Raw genomic sequence first — 18,601 nt, forward strand, 5'->3', positions numbered from 1 at the left:
GGCCGTCAGGCGTCCTCGAGGCGGAAGCCCACCTTCATGCCGACCTGGAAGTGCGCCACCTCGCCCGCGTCGATGTGCCCGCGCACCTCCGTCACCTCGAACCAGTCGAGGTGACGCAGCGTCTCCGACGCGCGTCTGATCCCGTTGCGGATGGCCTGGTCGATGCTCTCACCCGACGTGCCGACGATCTCGGTCACCCGGTACGTACGATCCGTCATCTCCACACTCCTTACTCCAAGGCCATGATCGCATGACCGCTGCCGCCGCCCCTGGTCGCTGTCGCGTGCGGCGCACCCGGGGTCTACCGTGGATGTCATGAAGGGGTGGCGCAAGAAGCAGGACGTCCACCAGGTCACCGACGCGCAACCGTCGCTGAGCTCGGACATCCACCGGCGCGAGATCAGCTACCTCATCAAGATGGGGATCCGCACGCTGTGCCTGATCCTGGCCGTGGTTGTCCCGGTGCCCGTGCCGTACCGGCTGCTGTTCATCGCCGCGGCCGTCTTTTTGCCATACATAGCCGTAATCGGGGCCAATGAGAGGGGCAGGGATGCCCCTCCCCCTACCTTTCACACACCGGAAGCTAACCAAAGCGAGATACCAAGGCATCGACGCGAGATCGGGTCGTGACTAAGTCTTGACGCATCCCATGGGTTGTAGGTGTACGCTTTAGGCAAGCGCTCCGGTCCCCCGTCGGAGTGCTGGTGCCGGCGTTCCGGGCCCCCGTCGGAACGCCGATGAAGCGACGCCGGGTGGTTTGCCCCCGTAACCACCCGGCGTCGCCCTTTTCCTGGGGAAACTCTCACTCGGACGATCAGTCCAACGCCCCGGGACCCTGTTGGGTAGGGCCGCTTTCCCCAAATCTTTTACGCTCTCTGCAGCTCATTATGCGCAGAAATTTGGCAACTTTGAGCATGGCTTGACACCAACAGTTCGTTGGCGTGTCAACTCTCGGTCAGCGTCTCGGTCGTGGCCGCGCTCCAGTTCTTGGCGAGCGCGGTAATCCGGGCGACGGCGTCCTCGGGCGCGGTGCCGGCGCCCTCGGCGAGCCCCAGCAGATAGGCGGTCAGCGGCGCGGCGGGCCTGGCGACGCCGTGCGCCACCTCCTTGGTCAGGTCCAGGATCAGGTCCCGGTCGACACGGGCCGGGTCGATGCCCAGCTCCCGGCAGGCCAGGGCGGTCCACTCGTTCAGCACGTTCATGCGAGCCTCCTCTAGATCGTCCATTGTGTCGCAGTCGAACCACGGCCGGCCGGACAGCGCGACGCGCGCGTGGACGAGCGGGCCGAGCAGCCCTTTCAGTGAGCGCCCGGTGTAGCCGTCCAGCGCTCGGCGCAGCGTTTCGGCAGGCCACAGGCTCAGCAACCACTGCTCCCGCCCACTATCGTCCACCGCCACCACCCCGCCACCACCCGTATCCGAGGCGTGGAGCAGTTCGGCGACGTGTCCGGCTCTGAGGTACGGGAGATCTCCGGCGAGCAGCACCACCCGTGGCGCCGTGACCTCGCGCAGCCCGGCCCGGAGCGCCGGAACCGGCCCGCCGCCCGGCGGATCCTCCCGCGCGAAGAACACCCCTGGCAGCGGGCGTTCGGGGCCGACCACGATCACCCTGCGGGCTCCGGAGGCCGCCAGGACGACGCCCTCGATCATCGCCCGCGCCCCGACACTCAGGCCGGGCTTGTCCACGCCGCCCAGCCGCCGCGCCTGTCCCCCGGCCAGGATGACCGCGTCGTACTCTCCGCCGATCGTCACGCCCCCACGGTACGCACCCCGGCCACGGCTCTCGATCGGCGGGGCGGCGCCCGCACCGCGTACGAATACGGGCAAATGTACGACTGAGCGGGCTAGCCGCCGATCGCCGACATCGGGCGGGACGGCTGGAGGAAGGACGGGTCGTCGATGCCGTGCCCGGCGCGCTTGCGCGAGACGGCGGCGATCCAGCGAGCGGCGAGTTCCTCGTCGGAGGCGCCGGCCCGCAGGGGCGTCTTCAGGTCGGACTCCTCGGTGGCGAACAGGCAGTTGCGGATCTGGCCGTCGGCGGTCAGCCGTACGCGGTCGCAGGCGCCGCAGAACGGGCGCGTCACCGACCCGATCACGCCCACCCGGGCGGGGCCGCCATCCACCAGGAAGCGCTCGGCGGGGGCGCTGCCGCGATCCTCCAGATCGTCGGCCGTGAGGTCGAACGAGTCCGACAGCATCGCGAGGATCTCGTCGGCGGTCACCATGTTCTCGCGGCTCCAGCCGTGCTGGGCGTCGAGCGGCATCTGCTCGATGAAGCGCAGTTCGTAACCCTGCTCCAGGCAGTAGCGCAGCAGCGGCACGGCCTCGTGGTCGTTGATGTCGCGCATCAGGACCGTGTTGACCTTGACGGGGCGCAGGCCCGCCTCGTGGGCGGCGCTGAGCCCGGCGATGACGTCGTCGAACCTGTCGCGGTGCGCGAGCCGCTTGAAGGTGTCGCGATCGAGGGTGTCGAGGGAGACGTTCACCCGGTCGAGGCCCGCTTCGACGAGCACCCCGGCCAGCCGGGCCAGGCCGATGCCGTTGGTCGTCAGCGACACCTGCGGCCTGGGGTCGAGCGCCACGGTGCGGCCGACGATGTCGGGCAGCTCGCGGCGCAGCAGCGGCTCGCCGCCGGTGTAGCGGACCTCGGTGATCCCCAGCCGCTCGACGCCGATCGTGACCAGCCTGACGATCTCCTCAGCCGTGAGGAGCTGGGCGTTGGGCAGCCAGTCGAGCCCTTCGGGCGGCATGCAGTAGGTGCAGCGCAGGTTGCACTTGTCCGTGAGGGACACCCGCAGATCCGTCGCCACCCGTCCGAACGAGTCTCGCAACATGGCGTCACCTCCAATCCGTCGCCAGAGCCCAGCCTATGCTGGTCTTCCAGCCGCTCCCAAACCCGACAACTCACCGGACGACAACGCGGTTCGCGATCAGGTGATTCCTCACTGGGCGTTCCGGAACTCCGTGGCGTGGCGGGTGATGTGTTCGATGTCCGTCAGGTACAGGTCGGCGTGCCCGCCTGCCAGGTGGGCGGCGAACGCCTCGTTCCCGGCCGCCGCCTGCCGCCGCATGTGATCCACCATCGCCCGCAGCCGTTCGGCCGCCACCTCGGGCAGCGCCGTACGCTCGGCGCCGGAAAGACCATAGGCGTCGGCGAGCAGCCGGAGCCGCCTGGCCTGCTCGGTCACCGGCGTCACGGCCTCGCCGTTGCCGACGGCCGTCAGCGGGACGAACCGGTAGGCGGCGTAGGCGACGTCCCACAGGCGCGGCCCGGGATGGGCGGTGTCGAAGTCGATGAGGGCCACCGGCAGGCCGTCGCGGTAGACGCAGTTGTAGGGCGCGATGTCGCTGTGGCAGACGACCTCGGCCGGCTCGCGCGCCGGGAAGTACCACTCGGCGTCCAGTGCCGCGAAATCGGTGGTGGCGTCGTGATAGGCCCGCATGAGTACGGCCAGCGCCTCCAGCGCGGCGTCGCTCCAGGCGTAGGCGGGCACCGGGTAGTGCGCCACGTCGCCCGGGACGAAGTCGAGGATCTCCCGGCCGGCCTCGTCCAGCCCGTACGCGCGGGGCGCCCCGTCGAACCCGGCCGCGGCGAGGTGATCCAGCAGACGGTGTACGGCCGGCGTCCAGGGACCGGTCGGCCGCCGGACGGTGTTCCCGACCCGGACGACCTCGTTGACCCCGCCGCCCGCCAACGGCTCTTCGATCATCCGCGGAACTCTACGCCATCACCGGTTGAGCCATGCGCCTGCCTGGGTGGCGCGCACCTGGGAACAGCGCTGCCTGTCAGCGGACAGAGGCGGGCGGGAGACTGACGAAGGAACAGAGAACCGACGAGGGGGGATCCGATGTCCGACGTGAACGTGGTCGGCATGTGGGTGACAGCCGACGGCCACATCCGGCAGGAGCTTCTGCCGGACGGGCGCTACGACGAGGCCCGCGGCGACCGGCGCAGTGCCTACACCGGCCGCTACACCGTGACGGGCGCCCATCTGGACTATGTGGACGACACCGGGTTCACCGCGACGGGCGACATCTGTGACGGCGTCCTCTACCACGAGCACCTGGTGCTCTACCGGGAGGAGCCAGGTAAAGCCTGAAAACCAGAAATGCCCGGCCCCCGCAATGGGGACCGGGCATTTCTCGAGCCGCATGTCAGTGGCGGCGGCCGACGACCTTCACCCAGTCGGTGGCCTGCGAGCCGTCGAGCCATTCGGCGCCCTCGAAGACCGCCTTCCAGGTGCCCGAGGTGTAGGCCGGGACGCGGGTGGAGAAGTAGCCGTCACGGTTGGTCCGGACCGACTCCACGTACTCCCACCGGCCGCTGCCGTCGGCCTTGAAGAGGATCGAGATCCGCTTCCAGCCGAGGCGGTGCCAGGACTCCGACTCCTTGCAGTAGTCGGCGTGGTGGACGGACACGAAGCCGCTGATGTAGTCCTCTTCGCACTGAACCGACAGCTTCCCCTCGAGGTTGAGGGGCTTGCCGCGCCAGGCCGGTTCGGGGTTGGCGTCGAACTGCAGGGCGGTGTGACCACCGTCGGGCTCGGGTTCCGCCAGCGCCGGAGTGGCGGCGGTCGCCACGACCGTGGCGCCCAGAGCAGCCGCGGCCAGTCCGGCGGCGAGACGTCGCATCATGAATGAACTTCCTTCCCCGTGTGGAGAACGCGCCCCAAGGACAGGGCACGTCAACACCATTGACGCGGTTGGGAAAGGAAAAGTTGCGAAAGCCCCGATAACCATCGTGCAACGACAATTCACCCGGCGGGCTTTATGACACCGTTTTTAGGTGTTTATCCTGCTTTCGTGGATTTTCGAGACCTTTGAGGCATAATGGTCGGTTCCCAGGTAGCGGGCTCGCCAGTAGCCGCCGTTGCGGCCCCGTACCGTCCTGCCGAAGTCGCCCGTCTCGCCGGTGGTCGCGATCGCCACCCGCTCCCACGTGTCCTCGGCCTCCGCGCGCCACAGGATCTCCACCTGCTGGTCGGCGAACGGTGCGTAGTCCTCGTAGCCGCGCGGGTCCACCCTGGTCAGGGAGCCGCGCAGCCGTACGGAGTCGGCTCCGTTCACCTTCTCCGCCCGTACGGACGACATCTTGGTCTCCCGCTTGAGCTGGAACGTCTGGTCGCGCGTCACGCTCTGCCCGTCCTCGCCCGTCGCGGTGGCGGTGATCGTCCAGGTGCCCGACGGGTAGAAGCGGGTGAGGACCTTGTCGGGCAGGAACCGCCAGGTCTGCCAGCCGTCCAGCATTCGCATCCCGACCGGCACCGTCCGCCACTCCGGCATGAACGGCAGCGCGGGCTCCACGGTGATGGGCCGCGGCTGCGGCCGCCTGGCCGACGCCCAGATGTCCGGGCCGAACCAGGCCGGCCACCCCTCCCCGACCGGCCGCGTCCCGGCGTCCACGGTCTGGGCGGGATCCACGACGGCCTCTCCGCCCGGAGCGGTGACGCGCAAGGCGCTTCGGCGACCGGGCGCGAGCACCCCGGTGCCCGTGGCGGAGGCGGGAGGCGTACCGGGGAGCGGCGGTACGGCGCCGACGGGCGATCCGCCGGTGATGGGCGTCTGGCCCGTGGCGCCGGGTGTGGAGCCGGGCTCCACCTTGATGCTCACCCCGTCCCTGCCCTTCACCCCCTTGGCGACCACGTCGATCACCAGGCGGACGGTGTTCCCGGCTCCGACGACGGGGCTGGCGGGCCTGATGTTGATCTCACGAATGGCGAGCTCGGTCGCTGCGGAGGACGCCGGTATGGGCACCGCCAGGGCCCCCGCCGCGAGCGAGACGAGAAGAAGACTTCTGGTCATGATCGAGACGCTAGGAAGCACCCGGTAATGACCAGGACCACGACGCGCGCCCCGAACGGCAAAGGATCAGCCGGAGTACAGGCCCTCGATGACGTCGGCGTACTTGGCGTGGATGACCCGTCTCTTGAGCTTCAGGCTGGGCGTCAGCTCCTCGGTCTCGGCCGTCCACTCGGTGCCGAGCAGCGCCCACCGCTTGACCTGCTGCACCCTGGCCAGCTTGGCGTTGGCCGCCACGACGGCGGCCTCCACCTCCTTGAGCACGGCGGAGTGCTCGGCCAGTTCGGCGAGCGAGCCGAAGGTGATGCCGCGCGACTGGGCCCAGCCGGGCGCCACCTCGGCGTCGAGCGTCAGCACGGCCACCGGGTAGGCCCGGTTGTCGCCGTAGGCGAGGGCCTGGCCGATGAGGGGGTGCTCCTTGAGGTGGTTCTCGATCTCGGCCGGGGAGATGTTCTCGCCGCCGGCGGTGATGATCAGCTCCTTCTTGCGGTCGACGACCCGGTAGAAGCCGTCGCCGTCGACCGAGCCGATGTCGCCGGTGTGCAGCCAGCCGTCCTCGTCGATCAGCTGGGCGGTGTCCTCGGGACGGTTGTGGTAGCCGCGGGTGTTGAGGGGGCTTCGGGTGAGGATCTCACCGTCCTCGGCGATGCGGACCTCGACGCCCGGCTCCGCCCGGCCGACGGTGCCCAGGCGGTAGCAGGAGGGGCTGTTGCCGGTGAAGGCACCGGTCGTCTCGGTCATGCCGTACACGTCGATGACCTTGAGCCCGAGACCGGCGTAGAAGCGCTGCACCTCGGCGGGGAGCGGCGCGGCGCCCGTGGCGGTCCACTCGGCACGGTCGAAGCCGATCATGCCGCGGATGATGGACAGCAGTGAGGAGTCGGCCTGCTCGTAGGCGGCGGCGATCTCGGGGGTGAGCGTGCCGCCGTACTGGCCTGCCTCGACGTAGGCGACGCCGGCGGCCATGGCCCGTCGTACGGCGTCCTGCTGCTCGTCGGTCTGGGTGGCGAGGACCGCCAGCAGGCGGGCCATCATCTTCTCCCACACGCGCGGCACGCCGAAGAACATCATCGGCTTGACCTGCCCGAGCGTGGCTCCGAGGTTGGCCAGGTCGGTGCAGAAGTGCACGTGGGAGACCTTCACCAGGGGCAGGTAGAGGCTGAGCACCCGCTCGGCGATGTGCGCGTAGGTGAGGTAGGAGATCTGCGTGCCCTGGATGGGCAGGGAGGTGATGCGGTCGGTCGACTCGACCTCGTAGAAGACGTTCGCGTGGGTGAGGGGGACGCCCTTGGGCCGGCCGGTGGTGCCCGAGGTGTACAGGACCGTGACCACGTCGTCCGCCGTCACGGCGCGCCAGCGGGCCTCGATCTCTTCCGGGCGCGCGGCCAGCGCGGCGCGGCCCAGCTCCAGGAAGTCCGTCCAGGACAGGAACCGGTCGTCGTCGGGCGCGCCCTCCAGCATGATGATCTTGCGGAGTCCCGTCAGCCGGTCGAGCACCGGCTGCCAGCGGGCCAGCTCGGCGGGGCCGCCGAGCACCGCGATCCGGGCGCTCACGTCGGCGGCGACGAACGCGATCTGGTCGGGCGCGAACGTCGAGTAGACGGTGCAGCCGACGCCGCCCGCGTGCACCGCGCCGAGGTCGGCGAGCACGTGCTCACTCCTGTTGACCATCATCAGCGCGACGGATTCGCCGGGTTCGAGACCGAGCGCGGCGTATCCGGCCGCTATCTCGAGCACCCGCTGCCTGGCCTGGCCGTAACTCAGCGTGTTCCAGCCGCCGTCGACGGGGTCGGAGTAGGCGGGCGCGTCAGGGTAACGCTCGGCCAGCTCGCTGAGCTGCCCGCATACGGTACGGCCGGCGATTAAACGGTTGATCTCCGCCCGGACTTCGAGGACATCTGCCATGGCACCCGCCTCCAGTCAGTAATCACTTGCTCAGCTGGGATGCATCGCACCACACCGCCGGGGTAGCGGCAAGACCTCGCCATCGTCGTCACGTAGAGTGATGGATCGCGCACAAAAGCGGGAGGTCGCATGACCAAGGGCGAAAGGACGTTCTTCGGGCATCCGTGGGGCCTTGCGACGCTGTTCGGCACCGAGATGTGGGAGCGGTTCAGCTGGTACGGCCTGCGCGCCATCCTGGCCACCTTCATGGCGGCCTCGCCCGCCCAGCACGGCCTCGGCATGACCGAGCAGACCGCGCAGGCGGTGGTCGGCGTCTACGGCGCGCTGATCTACCTGGTGGCGCTGCCCGGCGGCTGGATCGCCGACCGGGTGCTGGGCCCGCGCAGATCGGTCTTCCTGGGCGGCTTCATCATCATGTGCGGCCACATCAGCATGGCCCTCCCGGTCGGCGGGTCGTTCTTCGTCTGGCTCGGGCTGCTGCTGATCATCGCGGGCACCGGCCTGCTCAAGCCGAACATCTCGGTCATGGTCGGCCGGCTCTACCGCGACGAGGACGACGGGCGCAGGGACGCCGGGTTCTCGCTGTTCTACCTGGGCATCAACATCGGCGCCTTCCTCGCGCCGATCGTGGTGGGCGAGCTGGCCAAGGGTGGCCGCTGGCATCTGGGCTTCAGCGCGGCGGCGGTCGGCATGGCGCTCGGCCTGCTGCAGTACACGCTGGGCAGGAAGAGCCTCAGGGGCGTCGGCGACGAGCCGGGCCTGCCGCTGACGCCGTCCGAACGGGCCAACGCGGTCAAGCTCGTCTCGTTCGCGGTGGCCGTGACCGTGGTGGCCATGGCGATCTGGGTGGCGACGGGGACGTTCACGCTGTCCAGGCTCACGGTCGTGGTGACGGTCGTGGTGCTGGCGGTGCCGGTGCTCTACTTCGGCTACATCATGCTCGGCAGCCACGACCTGACCGAGGACGAACGGCTGCGGATGAAGGCCTACATCTGGCTCTTCGTGGCGGCCGCGATCTTCTGGATGATCTTCGACCTGGCGCCGAGCAAACTGCTGTTCTTCGCCCAGCACAACACCGTTCTGTCGTTGTTCGGCATCCCCATCGAGGCGGCGACGACGCAGTCGTTCAACTCGCTGTTCATCCTGCTCCTGGTGCCGGTGTTCGCGGCGCTGTGGACCAAGCTGGGGACCCGGGTGAGCACGCCGCAGAAGTTCGCGTTCGCGCTGTTCATGGCGGGCCTCAGCTTCGTGGTCATGGCGCTGGCCGCCAAACTGGCCGAGACGGGCAAGATCTCGGTCTGGTGGCTGGTGCTGGTCTATCTGATCCAGGTGTTCGGCGAGCTGTCGCTGAGCCCGGTCGGGCTCTCGGTCACCAGCAAGCTGGCGCCGCGGGCGTTCAAGGGCCAGATGCTCGGCATCTGGTTCATCGCGGTGTCGGTGGGCGACGCGGTCGGCGGGCAGACCGGGCGGCTCGGCAACGTGCTGTCCGAGCCCGCCTACTATCTGCTCCTGGCCTCGACGGCGGTCGTGGCGGGAGTGGTGCTGCTGGTGTTCACCCGGCGGCTGCGGGTACTGATGGCGGAGCACCACACCAAGCCGCTCCGGTAGAAATCTCTCTCGTGTCGGAAATTCTCGATCTCGTAGGCATCTTCGTCTTCGCCCTGTCGGGCGCGCTGATGGGCGTACGCAAACGGCTCGACGTGGTGGGCATGGCGGTGATCGCCGAGATGACCGCGCTGGGCGGCGGTGTCGTGCGCGACCTGATCCTCAACGTCCGGCCCACCGCCTTCCAGAGCTCCGGGTACGTGCTCGTGCCGCTCGCGGCCACGGCCATCGTGTTCTTCTGGCATCCGCACGTGGCCAAGGTGATGCCCGCCATCCTGGTGCTCGACGCGGCGGGCCTCGGGCTGTTCTGCGCGGTGGGCACCGAGAAGGCGCTCGACTACGGGCTCGGCCCCCTGCACGCGGCCCTGCTCGGCGTCACGACGGCGGTCGGCGGCGGCATGCTGCGCGACGTGCTGGCCGGTGAGATCCCGACGCTGCTGTACGACCGCCAGCTCTACGCGGTGCCCGCGACGCTCGGCTCGGCGGTGATGGCCGCGCTCTACACCCACGATCTGCACGGCTGGCCCGCCACGCTGGCCGCCGCCGTGCTGGCCTTCGGCCTGCGCATCGCCGCGATGCGCTACAACTGGCGCGCCCCGCTGGCCAGGGGTGTCAAACCCCCCGAATAGGCCAGGCGCCTCAGACCATCGGCATGAGCGAGTCGGGCAGCCGCGGCCTGGTCCCGGCGGCTCCGCGTTCGTGGGCCGCCGCGATCCGGCTGACGGCCTCGGCGAGCACCTGGGGCGAGTGCGTGTACGGCAGGCGCAAGTAGCCCTCCAGCGTGCCTTCCAGCCCGAACCAGGGCCCCGGAGCGAGCCGTACCCCATGATGGGCCGCCGCGTCGGCCAGGGCGACCGAGGAGCCCCCGTCCAGCCGTACCCACAACGTGCCGCCGCCTTTCGGCACGGTGAAGCTCCACCCGGGCAGCCGTTCACGGAGCCCGGCGACGAGCGCGTCGCGGGAGGCCCGCAGCGTGCGGCGGCGCTCGGCCCTGGTCTGCTCGATCCGGTCGAACAGCCGCGCCACCACGAGCTGCTCCAGCACCGGGCTGGCGATGTCCACGGCCCCGCGGTGGACGGCCAGGCGGCGAGCCAGCGCGGCCGTGGTGCGCACCCAGCCGATGCGCAGCCCGCCCCACCACAGCTTGGAGGCCGAGCCGATGCTGATCATCCGGCTGTCGGTGTCGAAGGCGGCCATGGGCGCCGTGCGCGGCACCTCGTCCAGGGCCAGCTCCGACCAGGTCTCGTCGACCACGAGCACGGTGTCGGTACGCCTGGCGGCCCCGGCGATCGCGGCCCTGGTGGCGTCGTCCATGAGCGCGCCGGTCGGGTTCTGGAAGTCGGGCATCAGATAGGCCAGCCGGGCCGCGGACTGGCGCATGGCGCAGGAGACCAGGTCGGCCTGCCAGCCCTCGTGCGAGATGCCGACGGGCACGATCCTGGCGCCGCGCTGGCGGGCCACGTCGATGGCGTGCGGGTAGGTGGGCGACTCGACGAGCACCGGGTCGCCCGCGCCGACCAGCAGGCCCAGCACGAGCTGGATCGCGTGCTGGGAGCCGGTGGTGACGAGGATCTGCTCCGGCCTGGTGGCCAGTCCGCGGCCGGTGTAGTGGGCGGCGATCCGCTCCCTGAGCGCGGGCAGGCCCATCGGGTCGTAGCCGTGGCCCATGCCGTACCTGGGCAGGTCCGCCACGGCCTCGGTCATGGCCTCGGCCAGCGCCGACGGCGCGGGCGGGGCGGCGCAGTGCAGCGGGATGAGCCCGTCGCCGTCGACGGACAGCCATGGGTTGTCCGCCGACATGGCCGGGTCCGGCAGCGCGGTCCAGCTGCCCGAGCCCTGCCTGCTGTCCAGGTAGCCCCGCTCGCGTAGCAGGTCGTAGGCCGCCGTTACAGTGGTGCGGCTGACCTCCAGGGTCTTGGCCAGGTCGCGTTCGGCGGGCATGCGCACCCGCACCGGCAGTTGCCCGTCCATGATGAGCGCGCGCACGGAGTCGGCGAGCGCGCGGTAATAGGGCCGGGCGCCCTCCGGGACGTCCACCAGCCTGGCCACCTGAGTCGCCGACAAATGCCTCATAAAGGCCACTTTCCGTGATTGGCCCTGTTTTGGCAAGCCGGGTCCCTGCCACTCTGGGACCACTATGAGCGAAGCGACCGTCCCACGCCCGAACACCCTCCCTGTCCGCCTCCTGCGTCTCTACGGCGGTCTGGCGCTGTACGGGCTGGGCATCGCCTTCCAGCTCGTGTCCGGGCTGGGCAACGCCCCGTGGAACACCCTCCACCAGGGCCTGGCCATGCGGACGGGCCTGTCGGTCGGGACGATCATCCTCGCGGTCGGCGTGCTGGTGATGCTGCTGTGGATCCCGCTGAAGGAGAAGCCCGGCCTCGGCACGATCAGCAATGTCCTGTTCGTCGGCCTGTTCGCCGACGCCGCCTTCTCGGTGCTGCCCACCGCCACGCACTGGGCGGCGAGCTGGCTCTACCTGGTGCTCGGCGTGCTGTCGATCGCCCTGGCCACTGTCCTGTACATCGGCGCGGGGATGGGCGCGGGACCGCGTGACGGCATCATGACCGGCCTGACCCGGCTGGGCCTGTCGCTCCGGCTCGCCCGCTTCCTCATCGAGATCATGGTGCTGGCGGCGGGCTGGCTGCTCGGCGGCACGGTCGGCGTCGGGACCCTGATCTTCGCGCTGGCCATCGGCCCGCTGACCCAGCTGCTCACCCGCTGGTTCCCCATGGCGTGATCCCAGCCGCTCGCCCGCCGGTTCCCCATGACGTGATCTCGCGGCCGTGCCCGCTCACGACGCGACGTGCGCGGAGCGGCCGCGAGATCGCCCTTCCGCCGGTAGCGTCAATACATGCGGATCGAGGACTATGCGCTCATCGGGGACATGCAGTCGGCGGCCCTGGTCGGCAGAGACGGCTCCATCGACTGGCTCTGCCTGCCCAGATTCGACTCCCCCTCCTGTTTCGCGGCCATGCTCGGCAGCGAGCGCAACGGCCACTGGTGGCTCGGCCCCACCGGCAGGCGGCCCGCCACGCGGCGGCGCTACCGGCCCGACACGCTCATCCTGGAGAGCGAGTGGGACACCCCTTCGGGCACGGTCCGCGTCATCGACTTCATGCCGCCACGTGACCGCAACCCCGACGTGGTCCGCATCGTCGAGGGCGTCTCGGGCACGGTCGAGATGTCCACGCAGCTCAGGGTCCGCTTCGACTACGGCAGGATCGTGCCGTGGGTTCGCCGTACCAACGGCCACCTGCAGGCGGTCGGCGGCCCCGACTCCATCTGGCTGCACTCCCCCGTCCCGCTCAAGGGCGGCGACTACGCGCACCGCGCCACCTTCACCATCAAGGAGGGCGAGCGGCTGCCGTTCGTGTTCACCTGGCACCCCTCACATCAGCCGATGCCCTCGCAGATCCACGCCGAGACCCAGCTCACCGAGACCGAGGCGCTGTGGAAGGAGTGGGTGGCCAAATGCACCTATGAAGGCCCCTACCGCGAGGCCGTCGTCCGCTCGCTGATCACCCTCAAGGGCCTCATCTACGACCCCACCGGCGCCATCGTGGCCGCGCCCACCACCTCCATCCCCGAAGACCTGGGCGGAGTGCGCAACTGGGACTACCGCTACTGCTGGCTGCGCGACGCGACGATGACGCTCGACGCCCTGATCAACTCCGGCTATCTGGACGAGGCCGCCGCCTGGCGGGCCTGGCTGCTGCGCGCCATCGCGGGCCGCCCGCAGGACCTGCAGATCATGTACGGCGTCGCGGGCGAGCGGCGGCTGCCGGAGATGCAGCTCGCCTGGCTCGACGGCTACGAGGGCTCCCGCCCGGTCAGGATCGGCAACGACGCCGTCATGCAGCTCCAGCTGGACGTCTACGGCGAGGTGATGAGCTGCCTGTTCTTCTCCAGGACCTCCGGCCTGGCCGCCGACGACCGCGCCTGGGCGATCCAGCGCCAGCTGCTCGACTACGTGGCCGAGCACTGGGACGAGCCCGACGAGGGGCTGTGGGAGGTACGCGGCCCGCGCAGGCACTTCACCCACTCCAAGATGATGTGCTGGGTGGCGCTCGACCGGGCCGTGAAGTACGTGGAGAAGTTCGGCAGGACCGGCCCCGTCGACCGGTGGCGGGAGCTGCGCGACGTCGTCCACGCCGAGATCTGCGACCGGGCCTACGACCCCACGCGCAACACCTTCACCCAGTACTACGGCTCGACGGCCCTCGACGCCTCGCTGCTGCTCATGCCCATGGTGGGCTTCCTGCCGGCCGACGACCCGCGCGTGGCCGGCACGGTGGCGGCCATCGAGAAGGAGCTGATGTCCGACGGTTTCGTGCTGCGCTACCCGGTGGCCGAGGACAACGACGTCGACGGCCTGACCGGCGGCGAGGGCGCGTTCCTGGCGTGCAGCTTCTGGCTGGTCGAGGTGATGGCCATGCAGGGACGCAAGGAGGAGGCGACGCAGCTGTTCGAGCGGCTGCTCGCGCTGCGCAACGACGTGGGGCTGCTCGCCGAAGAGTACGACCCGCGATACGACCGTATGGTGGGAAACTTCCCCCAAGCGTTCAGCCACGTCCCCCTGGTGCACGCCGCCCGCGCGCTCTCCCGGCTGGGTTAGGCGGCGAGCCGGGCCAGCACCTTGGCGAACTCCGGCGGCGGCGCCACCACGAGGCGGGCCAGGCCATCTTGCAGGACGATGTCCGCCCTGATGAGGGTCAGCCGCCCCTCGTGCCACCAGTAGACCTGCGGGCTGAGCCCGTCGGTGCGTACGGCGTGCACGCGCAGCCGCTCCAGGGCCCGCACCACGCCGATCCCGTCGACCGGGTGCACGATCAGCGTGTACGGATCCGGCAGCACCACCAGCACCCCGTCGGCGGGCAACGGCAGATAGTCGCCGAGCCAGCGCAGATGGGTGGCCGCGGCCGGGGTACGGCTGGTCAGGCGCCACACCGGCGTGCCCGACAACTCGATGGACTCGATCTCCAGCCGCTCGTCCCGGCCGACGTTCGTGACGGCCAGCTCCAGCGCCCTGCCCGACGGGACGGGCCAGCAGCCGGCCTCCTCGGGGCGTACCGGCCTGGAGCCCACCGTGAGCAGCTCGACCAGGTCGCCGTTGAGGTGGCGGCCGACGACCCTGGTCAGGTCGGCGACCTCGTCGACCGCCTCGACACGGGTCCGCAGCAGCGGCTTGACCTGGTCGAGATCGCACACGTCGAGCCGCTCGTCGGCCGCCGCGACCGCGTTGGCGAGGTGCTCGGAGACCAGCATCGGCCAGTCGTCCCTGGGCCTGCGGCCCGCCTCGCGGCGCAGCCCGGTGAGCCTGACCAGGATCTCCCTCCCGCCGCTCAGCGTCAGCGAGGCGCCGTCGGCGGCGAAGACGCAGGTGAAGCCGAGGGAATCGGCGACGAGCCCGAGCAGGGAGTCGAGATCGGTGTCCTCGATCGAGCGTCGCGAGGGCTCCCGGTCACGCCTGAACAAGTTCACGCGCCGTGTCCCCTCTGTCCGTTTTGTCGGTATGCGTGTATTCCTACCTTGCCTGCTCCTCGTCGCGGAACAGACCAGCCAGCGAGCACGATTCGGTATCGATAGCCCCAAGAGCCCCAAGCCACACACTCATCTGTGGTGTGCCGTGACCCACCGGCAAGCCCGCCAGGACAGGCACTCCGAGCGGCAGCAGCCGGTCTTTAAGCACGGGATAGGGATCCCCGCAGTCCACCCACGAACCCAGGGCGATCCCGCGCACACCGTCGAAGGCACCCGCCTGCAAGAGCTGGGTGAGCATCCGGTCGATGCGGTAGGGCTCCTCGCCGATGTCCTCCAGCAGCGCGATCTTCCCGGCGAACGACGGGTGGTAGCGGGTGCCGCACATGGAGGCGAGCAGCGACAGGTTACCGCCCGCGAGTATGCCCTCGGCCCGGCCGGGAGCCAGCACCTGGTCGCCGACGACGGGCGGCGCCTGGCGGGCCAGGGCGGCCCGCAGGTGCTCCCAGGTGCGCGGCTCGGCCCGCTTCTCGTTGGCGATCAGGTCGCAGGCCGGCATCGGGCCGTGCAGCGTGGGCACGCCCAGCTCCGCCGCGAACGCGTGGTGCAGCGCCGTGATGTCACTCGACCCGATCAGCGTCTTGGGCCCCGCCGCGCGCATGAGGCCCCAGTCGAGCAGCCCGAGCAGCCTGGCCGCGCCGTAACCGCCCCTGGCGCAGAACACCACGGAGACGGCCGGGTCGCACCAGGCGGCCTGCAGGTCGGCGGCGCGGGCCGCGTCGGCTCCGGCGAGATAGGGAAGGTCCTGGCTGCCGAGAACGTGCTCGCCGACCACGACCTTCAGCCCGAGGCCCTCCAGGCGCTCGACCCCCCGCCTGAGCAGGATGGCGTTCGGTGGCCCCGAGGGCGAGACGACGGCGACGGTGTCACCCTGCCGCATTGATCAACTCCCGGACGGGCGGCGACGCCGACGTTGGCTTTTTCACTCGCCAAACGGTGTCACACTTACCTCTCGTATGCGACTTCCGCCCCACATCCTCGTGGTCAACGGCATCAAGGTCCGCAGGCCGGTCTTCCTGCTCGGTGCTCCGCACTCCGGCGCGGACCTGCTCGCCCGCGCCCTGAAACGGTCCCCCGGCTTCCACGTCACGATGGGCCGCTCGTCCGTCTCCCACGTGGTGTACGCCTTCGCCCGCAAGCCGTCGATCGGCCAGACGTCGGGTGCCGTGCGGGTGCTGCGCGACGCGCTGGCCGAGTCGTGGCAGGTGCTGCCCCGCTCGTGCGGCCAGTGCGCCGCGGCGTGCCGGGAGGCGGGCGGCGTGATGAGCTTGGGCCCGTGCGTGGCCACGAGCGAGGTGACCAGGTTCGGCGACGGCAGCCCCGACCTGCTCTACAGCGCGCCGGTACTGCTCCGGGCCTTCCCCGACGCCCGGTTCGTGCAGCTCATCCGCGACGGCCGCGACGTGGTCGCCGACATGCTCGACGACCCCGACTGCCTGGCCTGGTTCAAGCCGGTGATGCTGTCGGAGGAGACCGAGTTCCCCAACCCGTTCCTCGGCGTCAACCGCGACGAGCACCGCGACCGCTGGAAGGGCATGCCCGCCGCGGGCAAGAGCGCCCTGCGCTGGCGCAGCGCCGTACGGCTCAGCGCCACGCTGCGCAAGGAGCTGCCGCCCGGCCAGCTCCTCACGCTGCGCTACGAGGATCTCGTGCAGCGGCCCGCGGAGCCGGTGGCGGCGCTCACCGAGTTCCTGGAGACGCGCGTCTCCAAGATCGGTTTGTACGCCCCGCGCGTCTCCGAGGTCGGCTCCTGGCGCACTCGCCTGCGGCCCGGCGACCTCACCCTGGTGGAGAAGGTCACCAGGCAGGAGCTCACCCGACTGGGCTATCTGAAGCGCTGAACTGGGTGCGGTAGAGCTCGGCGTAGAGCCCGCCGCGCGCCAGCAGCTCCTCGTGGCGGCCCCGCTCGGCGATGCGGCCGTCCTGCACGACGAGGATCTCGTCGGCCTCCCTGATCGTCGAGAGCCGGTGCGCGATCACCAGCGAGGTGCGACCGGCCAGCGCGGTCTTCAGCGCCTGCTGCACGGCCGCCTCCGACTCCGAGTCGAGGTGCGCGGTGGCCTCGTCGAGCACCACCACGCGCGGCGCCTTCAGCAGCAGCCTGGCCAGCGCCAGCCGCTGCTTCTCGCCGCCGGACAGCCGGTAGCCGCGGTCGCCCACGACCGTGTCCAGCCCGTCGGGGAGCGCCTCGATGAGGTCACCTATCTGCGCGGCCCTGAGAGCGTCCCAGATCTCCTCATCGCTCGCCCCTGGCCTGGCGTAACGGAGGTTGGCCCCGATCGTGTCATGGAAGAGATGAGCGTCCTGCATGACCACGCCCACGGTGTCGCGCAGCGAGGCGAGCGTGGCCTCGCGCACGTCGAGCCCGTTGATCCGCACCGCGCCCTCGTTGACGTCGTAGAGCCGGGAGACCAGCGAGGTGATCGTGGTCTTGCCCGCCCCCGAGGGACCGACCAGGGCGACGAGCCGGCCGGGCCCGGCCGTGAACGACACGCCGCGCAGCACCTGCTGGGACGGGCCCGTGTCCTGCCTGGCCACCGACTCCAGGGAGGCCAGCGACACCTCCTCGGCCGCCGGGTAGCGGAACTCGACGCCGTCGAACTCGATCGTCACCGGCCCGTCCGGCAGCGGCCGCGCGCCCGGCTTCTCCGACACCATGGGCTTGAGGTCGAGGATCTCGAAGACCCGGTCGAAGCTGACGAGCGCCGTCATCACGTCCACCTGGACGTTCGACAGCGAGGTGAGCGGCCCGTACAGCCGCATCAGCAGGGCGGCCAGGGCCACCAGCGTGCCCAGCTCGAAGGCGCCGCCGACGGCCAGCACGCCGCCGATGCCGTACACCAGCGCGGTGGCCAGCGCCGCGACCAGGCCGAGCGCGACCCGGAAGACGGTGCCGTACATGCCGACCGTCACGCCCACGTCGCGCACCCTGGCGGCGCGGGAGCTGTAGACGGCGGTGTCGTCCTCGGGGCGGCCGTAGAGCTTGGCCACCATCGCGCCCGCCACGTTGAACCGCTCGGTCGTGACCGAGCTCATCTCGGCGTCGAGCTGCATCTGCTCGCGGGTCAGCGCGGACATGCGCCGCCCGACCCACTTGGCCGGCACAATGAAGATCGGCAGCAGCACCATCGCGACCACCGTCACCTGCCACGACAGCGCCAGCATCGCGCCCAGCACCAGGACCAGGCTGATCACGTTGCTGACGACCGAGGACAGTGTGCTGGTCACGGCGCGCTGGGCGCCGATCACGTCGCTGTTGAGCCGGCTGACCAGCGCGCCGGTCTGCGCGCGCATGAAGAACGCCACCGGCATGCGCTGCACGTGGTCGAACACCTCGGTGCGCAGGTCGTAGATCAGCCCTTCGCCGATGCGCGCGGAGAACCAGCGCTGCACGAGCGTGAGAGCCGCGTCGACCAGCGCGAGCGCGCCGATCGCCAGGGCCAGGCCGACCACGACGCCGCTGCGCCTGGGCAGGATGCCGTCGTCGATGATCGCCTTCATCAGCAGCGGGTTAGCGATCACGATCACCGCGCCCGCCATCACCAGCAGTAGGAACGCGGTCATCTGCCCGGTATAGGGCTTGGCGTAGCGCGCGATGCGCCGGACCGTGCCCGGAGTGAGCCGCTGCTTGGTCACGGAGCCGTCGCGCCGCAGGGACGCCCATACCTGGGGGCCGAAGCCCCCTCCCATCATCGCCATTCGGGGGTCCTCCTCCCCCGGCTCAGCACCCGGGAGCCCCGTGGGATTCCCGG

At 70.3% G+C, this 18,601-nt stretch carries 18 protein-coding genes; 7 read left to right on the plus strand and 11 right to left on the minus strand.

Going from position 1 to position 18,601, the window contains the following annotated elements; all coding sequences use genetic code 11:
* Window positions 1-5: 5 nt before the first annotated feature.
* Window positions 6-218 carry a dodecin gene (locus ACIBO2_RS50990; RefSeq protein ID WP_225291326.1) on the minus strand — a complete coding sequence of 71 codons (213 nt, stop codon included), beginning with the start codon at window positions 216-218 and terminating at the stop codon, window positions 6-8.
* Window positions 219-315: 97 nt separating this feature from the next.
* Between ACIBO2_RS50990 and ACIBO2_RS50995 the strand changes: the two genes are divergently transcribed.
* Entirely contained in the window at window positions 316-630 is a 315-nt protein-coding gene (locus ACIBO2_RS50995) for a DUF3099 domain-containing protein (protein ID WP_358540627.1), read from the plus strand.
* 314 nt (window positions 631-944) lie between these two features.
* Here ACIBO2_RS50995 and ACIBO2_RS51000 read toward each other — a convergent pair whose 3' ends face one another.
* From ACIBO2_RS51000 to ACIBO2_RS51010, 3 genes are all read right to left on the minus strand, one after another.
* Window positions 945-1,751: an NTP transferase domain-containing protein gene (locus ACIBO2_RS51000; RefSeq protein WP_358540625.1), complete on the minus strand. Its 807-nt coding sequence runs from the start codon at window positions 1,749-1,751 to the stop codon at window positions 945-947.
* A 92-nt stretch (window positions 1,752-1,843) separates the two neighbouring features.
* Window positions 1,844-2,833, minus strand: a complete 990-nt coding sequence (gene moaA / locus ACIBO2_RS51005; RefSeq protein ID WP_358540622.1) for a GTP 3',8-cyclase MoaA — start codon at window positions 2,831-2,833, stop codon at window positions 1,844-1,846.
* A 108-nt stretch (window positions 2,834-2,941) separates the two neighbouring features.
* A complete protein-coding gene (locus ACIBO2_RS51010) occupies window positions 2,942-3,709 on the minus strand; it encodes a phosphotransferase (RefSeq protein ID WP_397304696.1) in 768 nt (255 codons plus the stop codon).
* A 138-nt stretch (window positions 3,710-3,847) separates the two neighbouring features.
* On the opposite strand from ACIBO2_RS51010, the gene ACIBO2_RS51015 reads away from it, so the two are divergent.
* Window positions 3,848-4,099, plus strand: a complete 252-nt coding sequence (locus ACIBO2_RS51015; protein ID WP_358540617.1) for an Atu4866 domain-containing protein — start codon at window positions 3,848-3,850, stop codon at window positions 4,097-4,099.
* 55 nt (window positions 4,100-4,154) lie between these two features.
* Here ACIBO2_RS51015 and ACIBO2_RS51020 read toward each other — a convergent pair whose 3' ends face one another.
* The 3 genes from ACIBO2_RS51020 to ACIBO2_RS51030 all read right to left on the minus strand — a co-directional run bounded on the left by ACIBO2_RS51020 (window position 4,155) and on the right by ACIBO2_RS51030 (window position 7,703).
* On the minus strand, window positions 4,155-4,634 hold the full coding sequence (locus ACIBO2_RS51020; RefSeq protein WP_358540614.1) for a hypothetical protein: 480 nt from the start codon (window positions 4,632-4,634) through the stop codon (window positions 4,155-4,157).
* 147 nt (window positions 4,635-4,781) lie between these two features.
* Window positions 4,782-5,801, minus strand: a complete 1,020-nt coding sequence (locus ACIBO2_RS51025; protein ID WP_358540612.1) for a hypothetical protein — start codon at window positions 5,799-5,801, stop codon at window positions 4,782-4,784.
* Between the two features lie 66 nt (window positions 5,802-5,867).
* Window positions 5,868-7,703, minus strand: a complete 1,836-nt coding sequence (locus tag ACIBO2_RS51030; protein ID WP_358540609.1) for an AMP-dependent synthetase/ligase — start codon at window positions 7,701-7,703, stop codon at window positions 5,868-5,870.
* A 129-nt stretch (window positions 7,704-7,832) separates the two neighbouring features.
* Here ACIBO2_RS51030 and ACIBO2_RS51035 point away from each other — a divergent pair, with 129 nt between their 5' ends.
* Together ACIBO2_RS51035 and ACIBO2_RS51040 are read left to right on the plus strand one after the other, a co-directional pair.
* Window positions 7,833-9,311, plus strand: a complete 1,479-nt coding sequence (locus ACIBO2_RS51035) for an oligopeptide:H+ symporter (protein ID WP_358540607.1) — start codon at window positions 7,833-7,835, stop codon at window positions 9,309-9,311.
* Window positions 9,312-9,322: 11 nt separating this feature from the next.
* Window positions 9,323-9,937: a trimeric intracellular cation channel family protein gene (locus ACIBO2_RS51040; protein ID WP_358540604.1), complete on the plus strand. Its 615-nt coding sequence runs from the start codon at window positions 9,323-9,325 to the stop codon at window positions 9,935-9,937.
* A 10-nt stretch (window positions 9,938-9,947) separates the two neighbouring features.
* Here the strand turns inward: ACIBO2_RS51040 and ACIBO2_RS51045 are convergent, their stop codons facing one another.
* Window positions 9,948-11,381, minus strand: a complete 1,434-nt coding sequence (locus ACIBO2_RS51045) for a PLP-dependent aminotransferase family protein (protein WP_358540601.1) — start codon at window positions 11,379-11,381, stop codon at window positions 9,948-9,950.
* A gap of 64 nt (window positions 11,382-11,445) precedes the next feature.
* On the opposite strand from ACIBO2_RS51045, the gene ACIBO2_RS51050 reads away from it, so the two are divergent.
* Both ACIBO2_RS51050 and ACIBO2_RS51055 read left to right on the plus strand, forming a co-directional pair.
* The gene (locus ACIBO2_RS51050; protein WP_358540598.1) at window positions 11,446-12,048 is read left to right on the plus strand and encodes a hypothetical protein; all 603 of its coding nucleotides are present in this window, start codon (window positions 11,446-11,448) and stop codon (window positions 12,046-12,048) included.
* Window positions 12,049-12,162: 114 nt separating this feature from the next.
* Window positions 12,163-13,926 carry a glycoside hydrolase family 15 protein gene (locus ACIBO2_RS51055; protein WP_358540596.1) on the plus strand — a complete coding sequence of 588 codons (1,764 nt, stop codon included), beginning with the start codon at window positions 12,163-12,165 and terminating at the stop codon, window positions 13,924-13,926.
* Here ACIBO2_RS51055 and ACIBO2_RS51060 read toward each other — a convergent pair.
* Together ACIBO2_RS51060 and ACIBO2_RS51065 are read right to left on the minus strand one after the other, a co-directional pair.
* On the minus strand, window positions 13,923-14,792 hold the full coding sequence (locus ACIBO2_RS51060) for a hypothetical protein (protein ID WP_357958521.1): 870 nt from the start codon (window positions 14,790-14,792) through the stop codon (window positions 13,923-13,925). The two genes, ACIBO2_RS51055 and ACIBO2_RS51060, sit on opposite strands and share 4 nt — an antisense overlap.
* A 43-nt stretch (window positions 14,793-14,835) precedes the next feature.
* Entirely contained in the window at window positions 14,836-15,729 is an 894-nt protein-coding gene (locus tag ACIBO2_RS51065; RefSeq protein ID WP_397304697.1) for an LD-carboxypeptidase, read from the minus strand.
* Window positions 15,730-15,805: 76 nt separating this feature from the next.
* Here ACIBO2_RS51065 and ACIBO2_RS51070 point away from each other — a divergent pair, with 76 nt between their 5' ends.
* The gene (locus ACIBO2_RS51070; protein WP_358540591.1) at window positions 15,806-16,690 is read left to right on the plus strand and encodes a sulfotransferase; all 885 of its coding nucleotides are present in this window, start codon (window positions 15,806-15,808) and stop codon (window positions 16,688-16,690) included.
* Here ACIBO2_RS51070 and ACIBO2_RS51075 read toward each other — a convergent pair.
* Window positions 16,662-18,548, minus strand: a complete 1,887-nt coding sequence (locus tag ACIBO2_RS51075) for an ABC transporter ATP-binding protein (protein WP_397304698.1) — start codon at window positions 18,546-18,548, stop codon at window positions 16,662-16,664. The two genes, ACIBO2_RS51070 and ACIBO2_RS51075, sit on opposite strands and share 29 nt — an antisense overlap.
* Window positions 18,549-18,601: the final 53 nt, after the last annotated feature.

This window comes from Nonomuraea sp. NPDC050022, from assembly GCF_044460705.1.
Taxonomy (GTDB): Bacteria; Actinomycetota; Actinomycetes; order Streptosporangiales; family Streptosporangiaceae; genus Nonomuraea.

Bases quoted from the DNA above. Each gene is read 5' to 3' on its own strand.
- ACIBO2_RS50990 (WP_225291326.1), bottom strand. From the start codon at position 218: ATGACGGATCGTACGTACCGGGTGACCGAGATCGTCGGCACGTCGGGT.
- ACIBO2_RS50995 (WP_358540627.1), top strand. From the start codon at position 316: ATGAAGGGGTGGCGCAAGAAGCAGGACGTCCACCAGGTCACCGACGCG.
- moaA (WP_358540622.1), bottom strand. From the start codon at position 2,833: ATGTTGCGAGACTCGTTCGGACGGGTGGCGACGGATCTGCGGGTGTCC.
- ACIBO2_RS51010 (WP_397304696.1), bottom strand. From the start codon at position 3,709: ATGATCGAAGAGCCGTTGGCGGGCGGCGGGGTCAACGAGGTCGTCCGG.
- ACIBO2_RS51015 (WP_358540617.1), top strand. From the start codon at position 3,848: ATGTCCGACGTGAACGTGGTCGGCATGTGGGTGACAGCCGACGGCCAC.
- ACIBO2_RS51020 (WP_358540614.1), bottom strand. From the start codon at position 4,634: ATGATGCGACGTCTCGCCGCCGGACTGGCCGCGGCTGCTCTGGGCGCC.
- ACIBO2_RS51025 (WP_358540612.1), bottom strand. From the start codon at position 5,801: ATGACCAGAAGTCTTCTTCTCGTCTCGCTCGCGGCGGGGGCCCTGGCG.
- ACIBO2_RS51030 (WP_358540609.1), bottom strand. From the start codon at position 7,703: ATGGCAGATGTCCTCGAAGTCCGGGCGGAGATCAACCGTTTAATCGCC.
- ACIBO2_RS51035 (WP_358540607.1), top strand. From the start codon at position 7,833: ATGACCAAGGGCGAAAGGACGTTCTTCGGGCATCCGTGGGGCCTTGCG.
- ACIBO2_RS51045 (WP_358540601.1), bottom strand. From the start codon at position 11,381: ATGAGGCATTTGTCGGCGACTCAGGTGGCCAGGCTGGTGGACGTCCCG.
- ACIBO2_RS51050 (WP_358540598.1), top strand. From the start codon at position 11,446: ATGAGCGAAGCGACCGTCCCACGCCCGAACACCCTCCCTGTCCGCCTC.
- ACIBO2_RS51055 (WP_358540596.1), top strand. From the start codon at position 12,163: ATGCGGATCGAGGACTATGCGCTCATCGGGGACATGCAGTCGGCGGCC.
- ACIBO2_RS51065 (WP_397304697.1), bottom strand. From the start codon at position 15,729: ATGCGGCAGGGTGACACCGTCGCCGTCGTCTCGCCCTCGGGGCCACCG.
- ACIBO2_RS51070 (WP_358540591.1), top strand. From the start codon at position 15,806: ATGCGACTTCCGCCCCACATCCTCGTGGTCAACGGCATCAAGGTCCGC.
- ACIBO2_RS51075 (WP_397304698.1), bottom strand. From the start codon at position 18,548: ATGGCGATGATGGGAGGGGGCTTCGGCCCCCAGGTATGGGCGTCCCTG.